Below are 20,416 nucleotides of genomic sequence, written 5' to 3'. Positions count from 1 at the left end.
GTCCATGGCACCTGGGCTCGACGCGGTAGGACTCGTGCTGGCTCGGCCTGCGCGGATGCTCGGTTTCGAGCCCTTCTTCATGGAGCTCATCGGCGGCATCGAGGAGTCTCTCGCCGGCGAGGGCCGGTCGCTGCTGCTGCACGTCGTGCCCGACCACGACGCGGAGATCGGCACGTACCGGCGCTGGGGCGAGGGCAGGCTGGTCGACGCCGTCGTCGTGGTCAACATCGCCCTCGAGGACGCCCGGCTCGACGTCCTGGGCGGCCTCGGCATCCCCACCGTCGTGGTCGGCGGACCGCGCCCCGACCTGCCGTTCGCCAACGTCTGGATCGACAACGCCGAGGCGATGCGCACCGCGGTGACGCACCTCGTCGGCCTCGGCCACCGGCGCCTCGCCCGGGTCAGCGGCCCCCGCCACCTCGCCCACACGCAGGCGCGCACGGAGGCGTTCATGGGCGAGTGCGCCCGGCTCGGCGCCCACGGTGCCGTCGTCGAGGGTGACTACGGTGAGGAGTCCGGCACCCGCGCGACTCGCGCGCTGCTGGGCCGCGGCACCCCACCGTCCGCGATCATCTACGACAACGACGTCATGGCCGTCGCCGGGCTCGGGGTGGCGCACGAGATGGACGTCACGGTCCCCGACCGGCTCTCCCTGCTCGCCTGGGACGACTCGGCCCTGTGCCGGCTCTCCCACCCTGCCCTGTCCGCCATGAGCCTCGACGTGCACGCGATGGGCGTCCAGGTGGCCGACTGCGTGCTCAACCTGCTCGCGTCCGGCACGGTCCGCTCGTACACCGCTCCCCTGCCCCGGCTCGTCGCCCGCGGAACCACCACGACAGCACCCCGCGACGGGGCCTGAGACGCAGGTCACCTGGGCGTCTGTCCTGCGGGCCGAGCAACCGGGTGGTTGGGTAGGGGGCATGAGCCCGGCCTTACCGTCCCCGGTCCCCGTCGATCCCGAGACCCTCCGAACAGTCGCCCATGGGGCGTTCCACGCCCCCCACGACGTCCTCGGCCCGCACGTGGGAGCTGGTGGGATCACGATCCGCACCCTGCGCCCGCTCGCGGACTCCGTGACGGTCGTCACCGCCGACGCACGCACGGAGGCGCGGCACGAGCAGGACGGCATCTGGGTCGCGGTCCTGCCCGGCGTGGACGTTCCCGACTACCGCCTCGAGGTGACGTACGACGGTCAGACCACGATCGTCGACGACCCCTACCGCTACCTGCCCACCGTCCAGGAGCTGGACCGCCACCTGGTGCGGGAGGGCCGCCACGAGCAGCTCTGGACCGTCCTGGGCGCCAACGTCCACACCTACCCCGGCACGCTCGGCGAGGTGACGGGAACGTCGTTCGCCGTGTGGGCGCCCAACGCCCGCGCCGTGCGCGTCGTCGGCGACTTCAACTACTGGCAGGGCGCGTCCCACTCCATGCGCTCGCTCGGTGAGTCCGGGGTCTGGGAGGTCTTCGCACCCGGCGTCGGCCCCGGCGCGCGCTACAAGTTCGAGATCCTCGGCGACGACGGGTCGTGGCGCCAGAAGGCGGACCCGCTCGCACGGGGCGCCGAGGTCCCGCCCGCGACCGCCTCCGTCGTCGTCGAGTCCCACTACGAGTGGACCGACGACGCGTGGCTGACCGCCCGCGCCGCCCGCGACCCCCACACGGCCCCCGTGAGCGTGTACGAGGTCCACCTCGGCTCGTGGCGCGCGGGCCTGTCCTACCGCGAGCTCGCCCAGCAGCTGACCGAGCACGTCCTCTCGTTGGGCTTCACCCACGTCGAGCTCATGCCGGTCGCCGAGCACCCGTACGGTGGCTCGTGGGGCTACCAGGTGTCGTCGTACTACGCGCCGACGTCCCGGTTCGGCCACCCCGACGACTTCCGTTACCTCGTGGACACTCTGCACAACGCCGGCATCGGCGTCATCGTCGACTGGGTGCCCGCGCACTTCCCCAAGGACGAGTGGTCGCTCGCGCAGTTCGACGGCACGCCCCTGTACGAGCACCCGGACCCGCTGCTGGGCGAGCACCCGGACTGGGGCACGTACGTGTTCAACTTCGGGCGCCCCGAGGTGCGCAACTTCCTGGTCGCCAACGCCACGTACTGGCTCGAGGAGTTCCACGTCGACGGCCTGCGCGTCGACGCCGTCGCCTCGATGCTCTACCTGGACTACTCGCGCAAGCCCGGGCAGTGGCGGCCCAACAAGTACGGCGGCCGCGAGAACCTGGACGCCATCGCGTTCCTGCAGGAGGCCAACGCGACGGCCTACCGCCGCACCCCCGGGATCATGATGATCGCCGAGGAGTCGACGGCGTGGCCGGGCGTCACCGCCCCCACCGACGCCAACGGCCTCGGCTTCGGCCTGAAGTGGAACATGGGCTGGATGAACGACACGCTCCGCTACCTGGCCGAGCAGCCCGTGCACCGGCGCTACCACCACAGCGAGATCACGTTCTCGCTGGTCTACGCCTACTCGGAGCGGTTCGTGCTCCCGATCAGCCACGACGAGGTCGTGCACGGCAAGGGCTCCCTGTACGAGCGCATGCCCGGGGACCACTGGCAGAAGCTGGCCGGTGTCCGGCTGCTGCTCGGGTACCAGTGGACCCACCCCGGCAAGCAGCTGCTGTTCATGGGCAGCGAGTTCGCCCAGCAGACCGAGTGGGCCGAGTCGCGCTCGCTCGACTGGCACGCCCTCGACGACCCGGGCCACCAGGGTGTGATGCGTGCGGTCGCCGACCTCAACCGCGTCTATGTCGACACGCCCGCCCTGTGGCAGCTCGACCACAGTCCGGACGGGTTCGAGTGGATCGACTCCGACGACGCGTTCCGCAACACCCTCGCGTACCTGCGCAAGGGCGAGGACGGCGTGCCGGTCGCGGTGGTCGTCAACTTCGCCGGCGTCCCGCACGAGGGCTACCGGCTCGCCCTGCCGCGCGGCGGTCGGTGGCGCGAGATCTTCAACTCCGACTCGGAGGCGTACGGCGGGTCCGGCGTCGGCAACCTCGGCCAGATCGAGGCTCTCCACGAACCGCACTACGGACGCCCGTACTCCGCGTCGATCCGGGTTCCTCCGCTGGGTGTCGTCATCTTCCAGGCCGGCTGACCTCGACGGCACGGTAGGACGCACGGAAGCCCGCACCGGTCGGTGCGGGCTTCCGCGTCTCCCCGAGGCGCCGTCCTGACGACGCCGTCACCGCCGCTGCCCCGAGGTGCACGGCGGCGGCGCAGGGCGTCCTGCCGAGCTCAGCCCCAGACGTCGGCGATCTGCTCGGCTTGCCTCCTGCCGTCCTCGTAACCGGCCCGGGCAGCAGCCGGACGCAACGACAGATCCATCGCGTCCGCGCCGAACAGGTGCTCGGAGGCAGCGCCCGGGGCGATCGTCACCACCCGGCTCCCCCAGGCCCGGAGCCGGTCGACCTGCGCGGTGAGCCGCGTGCCCCACTCCGCCGGGTACAGCGACCTGCCGCCCAGCGGTGACAGCACCAGCACGCGCGCGAACCCGGCCGCCAGGTCGGCGTTCTCGGCATTGGACCGGTACCCGCCGTCGATGTAGTACCGGCCGCCGATCTCGTAGGGATAGCCGCCACCGGCAGTGCTGGCGGCCACGGCATCGACCAGGTCGACGCCGCTGTGCCGGTCGAACACGACGGGCTCACCGCTGTGCGCGTCGACCGCCGTCAGCACCACGGGACGTTGCGGCCAGCGTGCGTCAGGCAGGCGTGCGGCGACCGTCGCGCGCCACCGGGCCTGCCAGGAGCCGTCCGATGCCGCCACCCTCTCGAGCGCCGCCGCACCCATCCGGCGGCGCATGTCTGCCGCGTCCGCCGATGCGGCGACGAGTGCGCGGAACCGCTCGAGGTGGTCCACCACCCGCCCACGCGCAGCGCGTCCCTGGTCGCGCCCGGCCGTACTGGGAGCTTGCGCAGGGGGCGCCGCCAGGGCCGCGCCGTATAGCTCGGTAGCAGTGGCGCCGGCCAGCTGGGCGGCGGCGGTCGCCCCCGCCGACGTACCGATCGTCAGGTCGGCGGCGCTCACATCCAGCCCGGTTTCGACGAACCCGGTCAACACGCCGATCAGCCACGCGTGACCCGTCGAGCCACCCCCGCCGAGCACCAGAGCCCGAGCACCGGCCGGGGGTACGCGGCGCGTGGCGTCGACGTCAGGCTCCCGCCGACGGGGAGCAGAGTCCGTCGCCTGTCCGGACGACTCTGAGGAAGAAGATGAGACGTTCATGGTGAGCTGCCTTTCGCGAGTGCCTCGGCGGCGCTCCCGCGGGCGACTAGCCCAGTCGTGCGACCTGCACGGGAGCGCACACCACGGAGACTGCGTCCATGGGTCCCACCTCCTCCGAGCCGACTCGAGAATCCGGCCACGCTAACGCCACCGCGGTCTCTCGTGCCACGCAATTGACGCCACCGGCGGCCGCCCACGCGGCGCGACCGCGCCCGAACGCGCACCAGAAGGCCACCCGCGGAGTCAGTCGACAACCCCGGAAAACAGAAAGAGCCACCCCCGAAGGGATGGCTCTTTCTGAATGATGTCCGGCGGCGTCCTACTCTCCCACACCCTGGCGAGTGCAGTACCATCGGCGCTGAAGGGCTTAGCTTCCGGGTTCGGAATGGGACCGGGCGTTTCCCCTTCGCTATGACCGCCGTAACGCTATCGAGTTCTCAAACGGGATTCCCGTTCGTACCTCGGGAACCGCACAGTGGACGCGTACACGCAATGAATGGTGTGGTGAAGTTGTCGGCTTATTAGTACCGGTCAGCTGCGAGGGTCTTTAGTCCCCTCTTCCACATCCGGCCTATCTACCCAGTGGTCTAGCTGGGAGCCTCTCACCCCTCAAGGGGGCATGGAAACCTCATCTTGAAGCAGGCTTCCCGCTTAGATGCTTTCAGCGGTTATCCCTTCCGAACGTAGCTAACCAGCCGTGCTCCTGGCGGAACAACTGGCACACCAGAGGTTCGTCCGTCCCGGTCCTCTCGTACTAGGGACAGCCCTTCTCAAGTTTCCTGCGCGCGCAGCGGATAGGGACCGAACTGTCTCACGACGTTCTAAACCCAGCTCGCGTACCGCTTTAATGGGCGAACAGCCCAACCCTTGGGACCTACTCCAGCCCCAGGATGCGACGAGCCGACATCGAGGTGCCAAACCATGCCGTCGATATGGACTCTTGGGCAAGATCAGCCTGTTATCCCCGGGGTACCTTTTATCCGTTGAGCGACGGCGCTTCCACAAGCCACCGCCGGATCACTAGTTCCGACTTTCGTCCCTGCTCGACCTGTCAGTCTCACAGTCAAGCTCCCTTGTGCACTTGCACTCGCCACCTGATTGCCAACCAGGCTGAGGGAACCTTTGAGCGCCTCCGTTACATTTTAGGAGGCAACCGCCCCAGTTAAACTACCCACCAGGCACTGTCCCTGATCCGGATCACGGACCGAGGTTAGATATCCAGAGCGACCAGAGTGGTATTTCAACGTTGACTCCACCGACACTGGCGTGCCGGCTTCACAGTCTCCCACCTATCCTACACAAGCCGCACCGAACACCAATACCAAGCTATAGTAAAGGTCCCGGGGTCTTTCCGTCCTGCTGCGCGTAACGAGCATCTTTACTCGTAGTGCAATTTCGCCGAGTTCGCGGTTGAGACAGCGGAGAAGTCGTTACGCCATTCGTGCAGGTCGGAACTTACCCGACAAGGAATTTCGCTACCTTAGGATGGTTATAGTTACCACCGCCGTTTACTGGGGCTTAAATTCTGAGCTTCGCCTTGCGGCTGACCCGTCCTCTTAACCTTCCAGCACCGGGCAGGCGTCAGTCCGTATACATCGTCTTGCGACTTCGCACGGACCTGTGTTTTTAGTAAACAGTCGCTTCTCCCTGGTCTCTGCGGCCCTTCACGCTCCCCGGGCTAGCCGGATCACGCTTCAGGCCCCCCTTCTCCCGAAGTTACGGGGGCATTTTGCCGAGTTCCTTAACCACGATTCTCTCGATCGCCTTGGTATTCTCTACCTGATCACCTGAGTCGGTTTGGGGTACGGGCGGCTAGAACCTCGCGTCGAGGCTTTTCTTGGCAGCATAGGATCACCAGATTCCCGCATTCGCGGTCACCGTGAGCTCTCAGGCTATATGAGGTGCGGATTTGCCTACACCTCGCCCTACGACCTTGGACGTGGACTACCATCGCCACGCTTGGCTACCTTCCTGCGTCACCCCTGTTAATACGCTTACCTACTACCGGTTCGGGTCACGCGCTCCCCGGCACGGTGTCCCCGAAGGGACGATGTGCCGGCTCGGGCGCTTAGCATCACCGGGCTCGGTATGGGCGGTTCTTCGCCGGTACGGGAATATCAACCCGTTGTCCATCGACTACGCCTGTCGGCCTCGCCTTAGGTCCCGACTTACCCAGGGCGGATTAGCCTGGCCCTGGAACCCTTGATCATTCGGCGGACGGGTTTCTCACCCGTCTTTCGCTACTCATGCCTGCATTCTCACTCGTGTGGCGTCCACCGCTGGGTTACCCCGCGACTTCACTCGCCACACGACGCTCCCCTACCCATCCACACGCCTGAACACACCCAAAAGGTGCGCTGAGCTGATATGTGAATGCCACAGCTTCGGCGGTATACTTGAGCCCCGCTACATTGTCGGCGCGGAATCACTTGACCAGTGAGCTATTACGCACTCTTTCAAGGGTGGCTGCTTCTAAGCCAACCTCCTGGTTGTCTGTGCAACTCCACATCCTTTCCCACTTAGCATACGCTTAGGGGCCTTAGCTGGTGGTCTGGGCTGTTTCCCTCTCGACTACGGAGCTTATCCCCCGCAGTCTCACTGCCACGCTCTGGCTTACCGGCATTCGGAGTTTGGCTAACGTCAGTAACCTGTTGGGGCCCATCGGCTATCCAGTAGCTCTACCTCCGGCAAGAAACACGTGACGCTGCACCTAAATGCATTTCGGGGAGAACCAGCTATCACGGAGTTTGATTGGCCTTTCACCCCTAACCACAGGTCATCCCCCAGGTTTTCAACCCTGGTGGGTTCGGTCCTCCACGCGGTCTTACCCGCGCTTCAACCTGCCCATGGCTAGATCACTCCGCTTCGGGTCTAGAGCACGCGACTGAATCGCCCTATTCGGACTCGCTTTCGCTACGGCTTCCCCACACGGGTTAACCTCGCCACGTACCACTAACTCGCAGGCTCATTCTTCAAAAGGCACGCTGTCACCCCTGCTAGGGAGGCTCCAACGGATTGTAGGCACACGGTTTCAGGTACTATTTCACTCCCCTCCCGGGGTACTTTTCACCTTTCCCTCACGGTACTTGTCCGCTATCGGTCACTAGGTAGTATTTAGGCTTACACAGTGGTCTGTGCAGATTCACTCCAGGTTTCTCGGGCCCGGAGCTACTTGGGATCCCCTTCGGGAGGCCACGCCATTTCGTCTACGGGGGTCACACCCTCTGTGCCGGGCCTTTCAATGCCCTTCGACTATGACGCGACTTTCTGACTCCCTGCTGGATCGGCAGAACCAGCTGAAAGGTCCCACAACCCCGTGCACGCAACGCCTGCCGGCTTGAACACGTACACGGTTTGGCCTGATCCGCTTTCGCTCGCCACTACTCACGGAATATCTCTTCCTGGCGGTACTGAGATGTTTCACTTCCCGCCGTTCCCTCCACACACCCTATATATTCAGGTGCGGGTCACACGACATGACTCGTGCGGGGTTTCCCCATTCGGACATCCTCGGATCACGGTTCGTTTGCCAACTCCCCGAGGCTTATCGCAGGCTACAACGTCCTTCTTCGGCTCCTAGTGCCAAGGCATCCACCCTGTGCCCTTATAAACTTGACCACAAAGATCATTCATAAAAGATGCTCGCGTCCACTGTGCAGTTCTCAAGCTACGACCGGGAAACCAGCACCCTCACCCCAGCGCCTACCCCACCGCACCCGAAGGCACCAGCAAGAGCGGTTCGACTGAGCGGTACCAGCCCGCAGCCACCCGAGCCCCACCCCCACCCACAGGCGGCGATGCGACTCGTAGCGACCCTGAACGAACAACCTTCCGGCTGTTCCCTCAGGACCCAACAGCGTGCCCAGCCGACCCCTCACCAGCAACGATCCGTTCCCACCCGGAACCCCAAAGGGCCCGGCGTACTAGGTCGCCACCAGCTCGAAAGCCGGCCACAGTCGATGTTCCACCCTCGAGCACCGTCCCCCACTCGTTCGGCAGGGACAACGGGCCTGGACACCACAGCCACCCCATGACAGGACAACCTGATGCCAGATGCTCCTTAGAAAGGAGGTGATCCAGCCGCACCTTCCGGTACGGCTACCTTGTTACGACTTAGTCCCAATCGCCAGTCCCACCTTCGACAGCTCCCTCCACAAGGGTTGGGCCACCGGCTTCGGGTGTTACCGACTTTCGTGACTTGACGGGCGGTGTGTACAAGGCCCGGGAACGTATTCACCGCAGCGTTGCTGATCTGCGATTACTAGCGACTCCGACTTCATGGGGTCGAGTTGCAGACCCCAATCCGAACTGAGACCGGCTTTTTGGGATTCGCTCCACCTCGCGGTATCGCAGCCCTTTGTACCGGCCATTGTAGCATGCGTGAAGCCCAAGACATAAGGGGCATGATGATTTGACGTCATCCCCACCTTCCTCCGAGTTGACCCCGGCAGTCTCCCATGAGTCCCCGGCATAACCCGCTGGCAACATGGGACGAGGGTTGCGCTCGTTGCGGGACTTAACCCAACATCTCACGACACGAGCTGACGACAACCATGCACCACCTGTACACCGACCTTGCGGGGCAACCATCTCTGGAAGTTTCCGGTGTATGTCAAGCCTTGGTAAGGTTCTTCGCGTTGCATCGAATTAATCCGCATGCTCCGCCGCTTGTGCGGGCCCCCGTCAATTTCTTTGAGTTTTAGCCTTGCGGCCGTACTCCCCAGGCGGGGCACTTAATGCGTTTGCTGCGGCACGGAACTCGTGGAATGAGCCCCACACCTAGTGCCCAACGTTTACGGCATGGACTACCAGGGTATCTAATCCTGTTCGCTCCCCATGCTTTCGCTCCTCAGCGTCAGTTGCGGCCCAGTGACCTGCCTTCGCCATCGGTGTTCCTCCTGATATCTGCGCATTCCACCGCTACACCAGGAATTCCAGTCACCCCTACCGCACTCTAGTCTGCCCGTACCCACTGCAAGCCCAAGGTTGAGCCTTAGGTTTTCACAGCAGACGCGACAAACCGCCTACGAGCTCTTTACGCCCAATAATTCCGGACAACGCTTGCGCCCTACGTATTACCGCGGCTGCTGGCACGTAGTTAGCCGGCGCTTCTTCTGCAGGTACCGTCACTTTCGCTTCTTCCCTGCTGAAAGAGGTTTACAACCCGAAGGCCGTCATCCCTCACGCGGCGTCGCTGCATCAGGCTTGCGCCCATTGTGCAATATTCCCCACTGCTGCCTCCCGTAGGAGTCTGGGCCGTATCTCAGTCCCAGTGTGGCCGGTCGCCCTCTCAGGCCGGCTACCCGTCGTCGCCTTGGTAGGCCACTACCCCACCAACAAGCTGATAGGCCGCGAGCCCATCCCAGACCGATAAATCTTTCCAGACGCCACACATGCGTGCACGTCTCGTATCCGGTATTAGCCATCGTTTCCCATGGTTATTCCAGAGTCTGGGGTAGGTTGCTCACGTGTTACTCACCCGTTCGCCACTGATCAGACCAGCAAGCTGGTCGTCACCGTTCGACTTGCATGTGTTAAGCACGCCGCCAGCGTTCGTCCTGAGCCAGAATCAAACTCTCCGTTAATGTCTACATGGCACCCCGCCACCCGAAAGCAGCAGAGCAACCGACAAACGAAATGGTCCCGATAAGGACCGTTCAGATTCGGCTGAATTTTGATGCCGCCTCCCACGGAGGTGAAAGAACGGACATCTATCTCAACCAAGACCCACCACCATCAGACACACCCACCCAAACGAGCGGACACACCCTCAGATAGCGAGCCATATGGCATCGACTATTTGGCACACTGTTGAGTTCTCAAGGAACAGACGCGCATCCATCTCGGTTTCTCAACCTGTCCGGAGGCAACTGCTCTAACTTAGCGGAGCGGCCCCGCCTCGTCAAATCCCCTGGTGAGAGGCGATCCAACTGGGCTGGAACCTGCGTTCCGCGTCCCGGACACTACCTCAGACCGGCGATGTTGCCGCCGGTCGACGTGTCCGAGGAGTCTTCCCGGGGGACCAGCCACGCGGTGTGATCCGCTGTGTCCGTTCCTCCCTGCCGGGGCGACATCGAGAACATTACGCAGCGCCCGCGCCAGGTGGCAAATCCGTGAGCGGTGACGCGGGTCACGTGGTCCCCGGCGCCCCTGACCTGCACGAACGCGCCTGACGGCCCCCGCTGTCGCCCGCGCGCGCCTGCCCGGCGCGACGTGCCGCCGCGGCCTCGCGGCGGGTGCCGGGCCCAGGCCCGCGGGTCAGTACAGGGCGCTCGCCATGGCACGTCGGGCCGCGATCACCCGGGGGTCCTCGCCACCGATGACCTCGAACAGGTCGACGAGGCGCACGCGCACCCGCTCGCGGTCCGGTCCGAAGGTCGTGCGCAGGACGTCCACCAGCCGCGCGAACGCGTCCTCGACCTTGCCGCCGAGGATGTCGAGGTCGGCGACGGCCAGCTGCGCGTCCACGTCGGACGGGTCCGCCGCAGCGGCCGCACGGGCGCTCTGCAGGTCGGCGTCGCGCGTGCGCTCGAGCAGCCCGACCTGCGCGAGGCCGGCACGGGCGAGCGTGTCACGAGGGTTCTCCTTGAGCGCCTGCTCGTAGGCGGCCGTCGCCGCGGCGAGGTCGTCGCGCTCGATCGCGTCGTACGCCTCCTGGTGCAGGGGCGGGAGCTCGGGCTCCGGCTCGACCTCGTCCTGCGGTGCCCCCGTGCTGGGCGTCGCGCGCCCGGTGACGCCGTTGGCCTCCGAGGCCGCGAGCACCTGGTCGAGCACCGCTCGCACCTGGTCCCGGGGGTAGGCACCCTGGAACAGGGGCAGCGGCTGACCCGCGATGACGGCGACGACCGTCGGCACGCCCTGCGCCTGGAAGGCCTGCGCGATCTGGGGGTTGGCCTCGGCGTCGATGCGGGCCAGCTGCCAGCGGCCGGCGTCCTCGTCGGCGAGCGCCGCCAGGTCCGCGGCGACCGTCGCGCTCACCTCGCTGCGCGGCGCCCACAGGACCACGACCACGGGGTGCTGCGTCGAGCTCTGCACGAGGTCGGGGAACGACTGCGTGTCGACGTCCACCACGTAGGCGCCCGGTGCGGGCAGCCCACCCGGACTACCGGGCGCCGGCGTCGCGGGGCGGTTCAGCATCGACAGGTCGACGGCACCTCGCACGTCGAGGGGCGGGCGAGGTCCGGTGGGCTGCGACATGCGTCGATCTTCCTTCGTGGCCGGTGCCGGGTGGGCGGGTCAGGGTGCGGGTCGGTGGGCGATCACTCGGCGGTCGCGCCCGTCACGGCGTGCTCCGCGGCGAGCAGCTGCACCTTGGCACCGCTGTCCGCTGGAGGCACGTACATGACGAGCACGTCGGTGAACGTCCGGACGAAGTTGCTGCCGGCGCTCTGCTTGCCGGTGAGCGCCGCGTAGAACGGGTCGGCGATGGGGATCGTCCCACCTGCGACCGTCAGCGTCACGGTGGACACCGTGGTGAGCTGTCCGACGACGATCGCACCGCCGTCCACGGTGCCGAGGCTGACCACGGGCGCGGCGTCGGGCGTGTACGTCTCGGTCGCCGAGCCGGCGGCCTGGACCCCCGACGCCGTCGCTGCCCGGGCGGCCTCGATGCTGGTGCGGAACGTGTCGGGCTCGAAGCTCGCCGCGAACGTCGAGGCGTCACCGTTGGCGAGGACGTCGGCGTACTGCTGGAGCGCTTCGGTCGGCGTCATCAGCAGGCCGGTCGCGTCGGGTGCGAGCGCAGGGCTGCCCGTCTCCGCGGCCGCCGTCGCCGGCATCTGGATGCCGGCACCCATCCGGCCCCAGCCCCACAGCCGGTACGGCTCGCGCGGGGCCGTCTGCTGCATGACGAGGATGCGCGGTGCCTGCAGGTCGTCGGGCTGCTTGGTGACGACCAGCTGGGTGCGCGGCCACGTGTCGGTCTGCGGCACGATCAGCGCCTGCTCGTCCGTGGGCAGCGCCGTCGGCAGCTTGGCGCCCGCCGTCGCGGTCGCGCGCACGTACTCGGCGGTCCGGACGGCCAGTGCGGGTCCCTCGACCCGCGGCGTCAGCTGGGCCGCGTCGAGCGCGGTGTCCGCGGTGGTCAGCACCTCCCCCACGTCACCGAGGAGCGTCTGGGTCTGGGAGACGGTCGTGGCCGCCGGTGCGACGGCCGGGACGGGGTCGGGCTGGGCCTGCGGCAGCGGGGCGCTGCACGCGGAGAGGCCGAGCACGAGCACGCTGCCGACCGCGGCGAGCACGCGGGTGGGGCGCGGTGTGCGCGTCATCGGTTCTCCTCCTCGTGGTCGTCGCGCTGGGTGGTGGGGGTGGGGTCGGTGGCCGGCAGGCCCCAGGCGCGACGCCAGGCGTCGGCGCGAGAACCTGCGGTCCCGGGCTCGTCGGCCTGACCGGCGTCCGTCCTGGCCCAGGCGGGCCGACCTGCGTGCGCGGCGCCGGGATCGTCCGGGGAACCGGGGCGGACGCGGGCACCGGGAGGCGGCGGGACCGCCGTCCACCCGGCCGGACGGTCCACCGGACGGTCCGCCGGACGGTTGGGACCCGTGACGGGTGCTCCGACCGGGGTCGCCGGCGCCGACGTGCCGGCCACCCAGGACGGGCGGCCGTGCGGCGGGGCATCCGCGGTCGGGCGCGCAGGTCCGGGGCCGCCCGATGTCGTCGGCGCGACCGGAGCCGACGTGGGCCGCCCAGCTGTCGCGTCGGCCGACGTGCGGTCGCCCCCGGGCGCGGCGGTCGGCGTCCAGCCGGGGCCGGGCGCGGGTCGGTCCGTCGCAGACTTCTGCGGCACGACGGGGATCGCGCCCGTCGGCGGTCGCAGCGACCGGCGGCTGGTCGCGACCGTGGCCTGGGTGACCGCGGCCGCGCCCGCCGAGGTCGTCGCGGGTGCGTCGGCGGTCGGGTTCTTCGGTGCCGCCACCACCGGCACGGAGCCGGTGCGCGCCGTCACCTTCGGCACCGAGCCGGTGCGCGGGCGGGCCGCACGGGCCTGCGCGGCCTCACGCAGCTCCCGACGGGTGAGCACGGGGATCTCGTTGCCGTCGCCGACGGTCACCACGGGGACGGCCCCCGTGCTCACGGGGTGCCAGGTCTCGTCGTCGAGCCCGGCGCGGCGGCGGCGCACGTCGCGCAGCATCAGCCACGCCGCGACCAGCATCAGCAGGGCACCGACCGCGACGCACGGCCACAGCCACGGCGTCGTGACCACGCGGGGCCACGCGAGCGAGAGGGTGGGCGCGGACTCCCCGGTGCTGACGGCGAGCAGGCTCCAGCGGCCCTCCTGAGCGGGCCACACCAGCTCGGCGGAACCGGTGCCGGTCTCCTCGGCGACCCACAGGTCCGACCCGGACGGGTCGGCCACCGTCGCGGGTGCGTCCGTGGCGCCCTCGGCCGGTGCGGGGCTCGCACCGTCGGCGGGCGCCGCGGCGTCGGTCGGCGCCGGTGTCGGCTCCGGGCCGGCAACCTCCTCGACCTCGAGGGTGTGCCACCCCGACAGGCCGGTCACCCGGCCGTGCTCGTCGGTGCCCACCCAGCCGGCCACGTCGGTGTCCCGCCCGATCGCGAGCACGACCTTGCCGTCGTCCGGAACCGTGACCTTGACCGTGACGGGGTCACCCCCGAGCTCGAGGACGCCGGGGTCCGTCACGAGGGTGTGCGGACCCCCCGAGGTGGTCGCCACCAGGACGTCGTCGGCCCGCCACACCGTCGCCGATGCGATACCGAGGCACACGACGACCAGTCCGACGATGCCGATCGCAGCGATCATCAGTCGCTTGAGCACGCAGAATCCTCCAAGGAAGAGAGGCATCAGGATAGGCCGCGCGCCTGTGACGGCCGAACCGGGCTCGACTGGACGGATCGGCCGTCGTGTGCCTGCGGCGGTGGCGTCGCGTCCGCCAGCGGGTGAAGACCGGTATCCTGACCAGCGGGTTCCGGCAGTTGACGAGCGCCTCGACCGAGGCAGCTCCGCGCGGAGCCACGGTGCCCAGGAGGACTGCTCGTGCCCGATGCTCGCCCGCCCTTCCCCGTCGTGAACTTCCGTGGCTACGAGCGGGAGGCCGTCGATGCCCGGCTCACCGCGTTGGAGAAGGCGCTCGCGGACGCGCGCGCCCAGGTGGAGTCGCTCGACGGTCGGGCCATGCAGGTGGCCGGGGAGCTGTCCGAGGCGCACCGGCAGCTGCGCGAGGCGGAGCGGCCGACGTACTCGGGCCTGGGCTCGCGCATCGAGCAGCTCCTGCGGTCGGCCGAGGAGCAGTCGTCGGATGTCGTGACGCAGGCGAACTCGCAGGCGGCGGACGCCCTCGCCCGTGCCAAGCTCGCCTCCGGCCAGCTGCGGGCGCGCGCCGAGAACGAGGTCGCCGAGCTCGTCGCGACCGCCCGGCGCGAGGCCGACGAGGTCAAGACGTCTGCCGCCGCGGAGGCCGAGAGCACCCTGCTCGCCGCGCAGCGTCGTGCGGAGGAGCTGGTCGGTTCCGCCGAGCGCGAGGCCGCCCGGATCCAGAGCGCGATCACGACCGAGGAGAGCGAGCGGCGCAGCTCGCTCGAGCGCGAGCTCGGCACGTTGCGGGCCAGCGTCGAGCACGAGGCGACGCAGCTGCGCATCGCGACGGAGCGCACGGCGAGCGAGCTGCGGGCGCGCTCCGAGGCGGAGACGACCGCCCAGCGCGAGGACGCCGAGCGGTACGCGCAGGACCTGCGTCAGAGCGCCGACAGGGACACCACCGAGCTGCGCCAGCGGGTCGAGGCCGAGCTGGCCGCCGCGCGCATCGAGGTCGACCGCTACGTGGCCCAGCAGCGCAGCGACGCGGCCATCGAGGTCAGCCTGGCCCGTCAGGAGGCCGCCGAGGAGGTCACATCCCTGCGCGTGCAGGCGCAGGAGTACGCGGACGGGGTCCGCGCCTCCGCCGAGCGGGACGCCGCCGCGCTGCAGCAGCGGGTGGCGGCCGAGGTGGCCGCGCTGCGCGCCGAGGCCGAGCAGTACGCCGCCTTCGTCCGCGCGCAGGCCGAGCGGGAGACCGGCGAGCTGCGCTCCACGACCTCCGACGAGCTCGCGGCGCAGCGGGCGGACGCCGAGCGCGTCGTCGTCAGCCTGCGGGGCGAGGCCGAGCGCTACGCCGCCGACCTGCGCGCGCAGGCCGAGCGGGAGACGACCGAGCTGCGCGAGCGCGCCGCCCACGAGACCACCCACCTGCGCGACGTCACGGCGCGCGAGGCGGCCGAGCTGCGGGAGGTCACGGAGCGCGAGACGGGCGAGCTGCGGTCCGCCACCGACCGCGAGACCGCCGAGCTGCGCGAGCGCACCCGACTCGAGGTGGAGCGGGTCACGACGGAGGCCCGCCGAGCAGCGGCCGAGCTGACCACGTCCGCCAAGACCCGCGCGGACGAGCTGGTCCGGTCGGCCGAGCAGCAGCTGGCCGAGGCCGAGCTGACCATCGCCTCCCGCCGAGAGGCGGCGGAGCGCGAGGACGCCAGCCGGCACGAGACCGCGCGTGCCGAGACCGAGCGCCTGGTGCGGGATGCCGAGGCGCACGCCGCCGAGGCCGAGCAGCGCGTGGCCAAGGCGCTGGCCCAGGCGGACAAGGTCCGCACCGACGCCGAGCAGCACGCCAAGGAGCTGCTGTCGAACGCGCGCCGGAACGCCGACCGCGTGGTCGCCGAGGCCCGGGAGCACGCCGAGAAGCAGATCTCCGACTCGATGATCGAGTCGGAGCGCGAGCGCACGACGGCGACCCGTCAGGTCGAGGACCTCAACCGGCAGCGCGAGTCGATCACGTCGTACCTCGACGAGCTGCGCAACCTGCTCGGCCACAACCCCGACCGCGCGACGCTCGAGCGGGCCTCCCGTGCCGAGGCGGCCTTCCAGCAGGAGCAGAAGGCCGCGCCGGTCACGGGCAAGGACAAGGACCAGGGCACGGACGCTCCGTCGGGCACGTCGGGCACGTCGGGCACGTCGAGCACGTCGAACACGTCGGGCGCGGCCAGCACGTCGGGCGGGTCCAGCACGTCGGGCCCGTCGGGTGCCGCCGCGGCCAAGCCCGCCCGCCCGGCGTCCCGGCCGACCAAGTCCCGTCCGGCTCCCGTGTCGGCGGCCATCCCGGTCCAGGCGGCTCCCGCCGAGGAGAAGACCGGTCTGTCGCCGTCCGACGACGCCCCCGCCGGCGAGGTCTCGAACGACGCGGTCTCCAGCGACGCGGTCTCGAGCGACGAGGTCTCCAGCGACACGGCCCCGAGCGACGCGGCCGCCGAGGCGGCCCCGGCGACGGACGTCGAGGACGCCGCTGCCGACGCCCGCGACGGGCAGCCCGCCAGCGACGACGCCTCCGCGCCGACCCGCTGACGGCAGGCCGCGACGGCTCCGGGGGCACACGTGACGGACGACAAGGCGGCCCGCTGGCGCGAGGAGCGCCGGGCTGCTGCCGCGGTGCACGGGGAGCGGCTGGCCGAACGACAGCGGGCGGAGTCCGCCCAGGCGCAGGAGCAGATCGACGCGTTCCTGCGCCGGGCGCTGACCGACGGCCCCGCCCCCGAGCCCCTGTCCGCGCGCTCCTACGACGGCCGCGCCCGCTACCGGACCCCGTTGGTCGGCTGGTACCTGCGGCGCGACGAGACGGTCGCGGTGGACACCGACGGCAGGTTCTACGTGCTCACCACGCCGTCGAGCCTGACCGCACGCCTCCGCGGAGTCACGCCGGAGCCGTCCGCTCCCCCGCTCGTGATCGGTGCGGGCGGGAAGGACGGCGAGTCGCTCGACATGGCGGAGGCCCTCGCGCGCGTGCTCGCGCGCTGAGGAGCAGCCGTCAGGCGGAGTCGGCGGCCTGCGCCAGGTTGGCCAGGGCGGCCGCGACGTCCGCGGGCTGTTCCACCGAGGAGAGGTGGCCTGCGCGCGGGACGACGACGAGCTGGGCCTGGGGTGCCGTCGCGACCAGGTGCTCGGCGGCCTCCACGGGCGTGACCGTGTCCTCGTCACCGACCACGACGACCACCGGGCCGGCGAACGCACGCAGGACGTCCGAGCGGTCCGGGCGGGCGGCCATGGCGCGCTGCGACCACGCGACGCCCGCGGGTTCCTGCTGGTCGATCCACTCGCCGACCTGCACGGCGACGGCGGGCCGCGAGGACCTCGTCGACTCGCCCACGAGCGACGAGGCCATCGGCCGGACGGCGTCCACCGAACCCGACTCCTCCACCTGCGCGGCGATGCGCAGCCGGTTGGCGCGCGCCTCGGGCGGGTCGGCCGTGGACTTGGTGTCCACCAGCGCGAGGCCCGCGACGAGGTCGGGATGGCGCTCGAGCAGGGCGAGCGCCACGTAGCCGCCCATCGACAGGCCGGCGACGACGGCCCGGTCGATCCCCGCGGCGCGCAGGACCTCCGCGACCGCGTCGGCCGAGGCCTCGAGCGCGGGCTCCGGAAGATCGGTGGCGTTGCCCGGCGTGCCCGGCAGGTCGACCGCGTGGACTGCTCGGTCGGCGGTGAGCTGGTCGGCCACGGCGTCCCACATCCGGTGGTCCAGCGGGAATCCGTGCAGGAGGACGACGGGCAGCCCGGGTCCGTCCGCGCGGTAGGTGTGCAGGCTCATGCGTCATCCTTCGCCGTGCTGCTCGGGCCGTCCCAGTGGGTGGGCAGCGGGACCGGGTGGTCGGGCAGCACGTGCGCGACGATCTCGTCGAGCACGCGCCGCACAGCGGACTCGCCCACCCACAGGTGCTTGGCGCCGTCGACGCCGATGACCTCGGCCTGCGGCACCCGCGCGAACCGGCGGCGGGCCTCGTCGGGGCGCAGGTAGTCGTCCAGCTCGGGGACGAGCACCACCAGCGGCTTGCCGAACTGCGCCCAGGCGTCGAGGTCCGCGTCCGTCGCCCGGTGCAGCGGCGGGGACAGCAGGACGGCGCCCTCGATCGACGGGTCGCGGCCGTGCATGAGCACCAGCTCGGATCCGAATGACCACCCGACGAGCCAGCGGTTCGGCAGGTCGTGGAACTCGGCGAACTCGATGGCGGCGTGCACGTCGTACCGCTCCGCGTCGCCCCCGTCGAAGGCTCCGTCGCTGGTGCCCCGGGGGCTGGTCGTGCCGCGCGTGTTGAACCGCAGCACCGCCAGGTCGGCGAGTGCCGGCAGCCGCCACGCCGCCTTGCGCAGGACGTGCGAGTCCATGTAGCCGCCGTGCGTCGGCAGCGGGTGCAGCGTCACCAGCGTCGCCGCGGGCGCCGTCTCGACGGGTCGAGCGAGCTCACCGACGAGCGTGAGCCCGTCCGCGGTGTGCAGCTCGACGTCCTCGCGCAGGGCGGGCAGGACGGTGAGCGCTCGGATGAGGCCGGGGTCGGACGTGTGCGTGGTCATCGGGACGAGCCTAAGCCGCCGTCACCGCCGGGTCGGTCTGCGCCGGGTTCGCGCCTGCCAGCAGGAGGAGTGCCAGTGCCGTCGGTCGTCGAGCGCCTCGCCGAACAGCCCGTCGGTCCGCCACGCGACGACGTGCGGCGTCCCGGCGCTCACCAGCTGGTCGCACCCGGGGCACCGGTACTCGCGGTCGGAGCCGCGCACCCGCTGCACCGTCCACTCGCCGTCGGCCCCGGACTCCGCACGTCGGCCACCGGTCGCCCGGTCGAGATCGAGCTCGACGTGCTCGGCGCCGTACGGGCGCTTCGTCGATCGTCGTCCCACGCCGCCATCCTCCCCCACCGGCCAACAACACGACGTCCGAGCAGATGTGGGCCAGGGCCTCCAGCTGCTCGGACGTCGTGGGTGGGTCAGCGGGCTGCGGACTCCGGGTTGGGGATCGTGCGGGTGCGCAGCAGCTCGCGGTACCAGAGGCCCGAGTCCTTCACGGTGCGCTCCTGCGTCTGGTAGTCGACGCGGACCACGCCGAACCGACGGTCGTAGCCGTAGGCCCACTCGAAGTTGTCCAGCAGCGACCAGACGAAGTAGCCGCGCACGTCGGCGCCACGGTCCATGGCCTCGCCGACGGCGTCGATGTGGTCGTGCAGGTACGCGACCCGGTCCGGGTCGTGCACCCGGCCGTCCGCGCTGACCTCGTCGTAGAACGCGGCGCCGTTCTCCGTGATGGCCATCGGCACGTTCGGGTACCGCTCGTGGAGCTCCATGAGCAGGTCGACCAGGCCCTGCGGCTCGATGTTCCAGCCCATGGCCGTGTACGGCCCCGGCTGTGCGACCCACTCCACGTTGGTCGCGCCGGTCCAGGCGCTGTTCTCGGACGACCGGTGCCCGTCGGGGCCCGGTGTGCCGTCGCCGACCGCAGGGGTGCCATGCTGCACCCGGTTGGTCGAGTAGTAGTTGACCCCCAGGAGCGCGAGCGGCACCTTGATGAGCTCGAGGTCACCGTCCTGCACGAAGGACCAGTCACTGATCCCCTCGGTGTCGCCGAAGACCTCCTTGGGGTACTCGCCGTCGAGCATCGGGCTCAGGAACACGTCGTTGGCGATGGTGTCGATGCGGCGCTTGGCCTCGAGGTCCTCGGGGCTGTCGGAGGCGGCGCGCGTCACGTGCAGGTTGAGCGTCACCGAGATCGGTGTGTCGTCGCCCAGCACGTCCTTGATCGCCCGGCCGGCCAGGCCGTGGGCGAGGTTGAGGTGGTGGACCGCCGCGAGGGCCTTCGCGTCGTCGGTCACGCCCGGGGCGTGCACTCCGGAGCCGTAGCCGAGGAACGCCGAGCACCACGGCTCGTTGAGCGTGGTCCAGACGTGGATCCGGTCGCCGAGGACCTCGGCCAGCTTGCGGGCGTACACGGCGAAGTTGAGCGCGGTCTGCCGGTTGGCCCAGCCGCCCTCGTCCTCGAGCGCCTGCGGGAGGTCCCAGTGGTAGAGCGTCGCGACGGGCTTGATCCCCGCGGCGATGAGGCGGTCGGCGAGGTCGACGTAGAAGTCCAGGCCGGCCTGGTTGAACTCGCCCGAACCCGTCGGCTGGACGCGGGGCCACGCGATCGAGAAGCGGTAGGCCTGCAGCCCGAGGTCCGTCATGATCGCGATGTCCTCGGGGACACGGTGGTAGTGGTCCACCGCGACGTCACCGGTGTCGCCGTTGAGCACCTTGCCCGGCGTCCGGGAGAACGTGTCCCAGATGGACGGGCCACGGCCGTCCTCGTCGAAGGCGCCCTCGATCTGGTACGCCGCCGTGGCGGAGCCCCAGAGGAAGTCGGCGGGGAACTGGCGGCCGGAGGGGCGCGAGGTCGTCATGTG

General features: G+C 69.6%; 12 protein-coding genes and 3 rRNA genes. 4 read left to right on the top strand and 11 right to left on the bottom strand.

The genetic code is table 11. From position 1 onward, the window contains the following. Window positions 1-4: 4 nt before the first annotated feature. A complete protein-coding gene (locus tag KG102_RS04100; RefSeq protein WP_208214693.1) occupies window positions 5-859 on the top strand; it encodes a LacI family DNA-binding transcriptional regulator in 855 nt (284 codons plus the stop codon). Between the two features lie 61 nt (window positions 860-920). Next, on the top strand, window positions 921-3,101 hold the full coding sequence (glgB, locus tag KG102_RS04095; RefSeq protein ID WP_208289496.1) for a 1,4-alpha-glucan branching protein GlgB: 2,181 nt from the start codon (window positions 921-923) through the stop codon (window positions 3,099-3,101). 140 nt (window positions 3,102-3,241) lie between these two features. Here the strand turns inward: glgB and KG102_RS04090 are convergent, their stop codons facing one another. From KG102_RS04090 to KG102_RS04060, 7 genes are all read right to left on the bottom strand, one after another. Continuing rightward, window positions 3,242-4,231 (bottom strand): patatin-like phospholipase family protein, encoded by a 990-nt coding sequence (locus KG102_RS04090; protein ID WP_243884293.1) that lies wholly within the window; start codon window positions 4,229-4,231, stop codon window positions 3,242-3,244. Window positions 4,232-4,537: 306 nt separating this feature from the next. Beyond that, a 5S ribosomal RNA gene (gene rrf, locus KG102_RS04085) occupies window positions 4,538-4,654 on the bottom strand. A 78-nt stretch (window positions 4,655-4,732) separates the two neighbouring features. Further along, window positions 4,733-7,849 (bottom strand): 23S ribosomal RNA (locus KG102_RS04080). Window positions 7,850-8,295: 446 nt separating this feature from the next. Further along, window positions 8,296-9,816 (bottom strand): 16S ribosomal RNA (locus KG102_RS04075). Together the 16S, 23S and 5S rRNA genes form the textbook arrangement of a ribosomal RNA operon. Before the next feature lie 673 nt (window positions 9,817-10,489). Continuing rightward, window positions 10,490-11,428: a tetratricopeptide repeat protein gene (locus KG102_RS04070; protein ID WP_208290410.1), complete on the bottom strand. Its 939-nt coding sequence runs from the start codon at window positions 11,426-11,428 to the stop codon at window positions 10,490-10,492. Window positions 11,429-11,490: 62 nt separating this feature from the next. Beyond that, window positions 11,491-12,498 carry a hypothetical protein gene (locus tag KG102_RS04065; protein ID WP_208209768.1) on the bottom strand — a complete coding sequence of 336 codons (1,008 nt, stop codon included), beginning with the start codon at window positions 12,496-12,498 and terminating at the stop codon, window positions 11,491-11,493. Next, window positions 12,495-14,006 (bottom strand): hypothetical protein, encoded by a 1,512-nt coding sequence (locus KG102_RS04060; RefSeq protein ID WP_208290411.1) that lies wholly within the window; start codon window positions 14,004-14,006, stop codon window positions 12,495-12,497. The genes KG102_RS04065 and KG102_RS04060 overlap by 4 nt, the downstream gene beginning before the upstream one ends. 219 nt (window positions 14,007-14,225) lie before the next feature. Between KG102_RS04060 and KG102_RS04055 the strand changes: the two genes are divergently transcribed. Beyond that, window positions 14,226-16,562 (top strand): coiled-coil domain-containing protein, encoded by a 2,337-nt coding sequence (locus KG102_RS04055; protein ID WP_249667464.1) that lies wholly within the window; start codon window positions 14,226-14,228, stop codon window positions 16,560-16,562. Between the two features lie 30 nt (window positions 16,563-16,592). After that, on the top strand, window positions 16,593-17,012 hold the full coding sequence (locus KG102_RS04050; protein ID WP_208290412.1) for a hypothetical protein: 420 nt from the start codon (window positions 16,593-16,595) through the stop codon (window positions 17,010-17,012). 10 nt (window positions 17,013-17,022) lie between these two features. Here the strand turns inward: KG102_RS04050 and KG102_RS04045 are convergent, their stop codons facing one another. The 4 genes from KG102_RS04045 to KG102_RS04030 form a co-directional block, all read right to left on the bottom strand. Next, window positions 17,023-17,802: an alpha/beta fold hydrolase gene (locus KG102_RS04045; protein ID WP_208290413.1), complete on the bottom strand. Its 780-nt coding sequence runs from the start codon at window positions 17,800-17,802 to the stop codon at window positions 17,023-17,025. Further along, window positions 17,799-18,563: an alpha/beta hydrolase gene (locus KG102_RS04040; protein WP_208290414.1), complete on the bottom strand. Its 765-nt coding sequence runs from the start codon at window positions 18,561-18,563 to the stop codon at window positions 17,799-17,801. The genes KG102_RS04045 and KG102_RS04040 overlap by 4 nt, the downstream gene beginning before the upstream one ends. Window positions 18,564-18,584: 21 nt before the next feature. After that, window positions 18,585-18,884: a hypothetical protein gene (locus KG102_RS04035; protein WP_208209773.1), complete on the bottom strand. Its 300-nt coding sequence runs from the start codon at window positions 18,882-18,884 to the stop codon at window positions 18,585-18,587. Window positions 18,885-18,970: 86 nt separating this feature from the next. Beyond that, window positions 18,971-20,413, bottom strand: coding sequence for a GH1 family beta-glucosidase (locus KG102_RS04030; protein ID WP_208290415.1), 1,443 nt, complete (start codon window positions 20,411-20,413; stop codon window positions 18,971-18,973). Window positions 20,414-20,416: the final 3 nt, after the last annotated feature.

The organism is Cellulomonas fengjieae, from assembly GCF_018388465.1.
GTDB lineage: Bacteria > Actinomycetota > Actinomycetes > Actinomycetales > Cellulomonadaceae > Cellulomonas > Cellulomonas fengjieae.
Note: the sequence above shows the minus strand (reverse complement) of the source record. Positions and strands in the feature narration are given on the sequence as shown.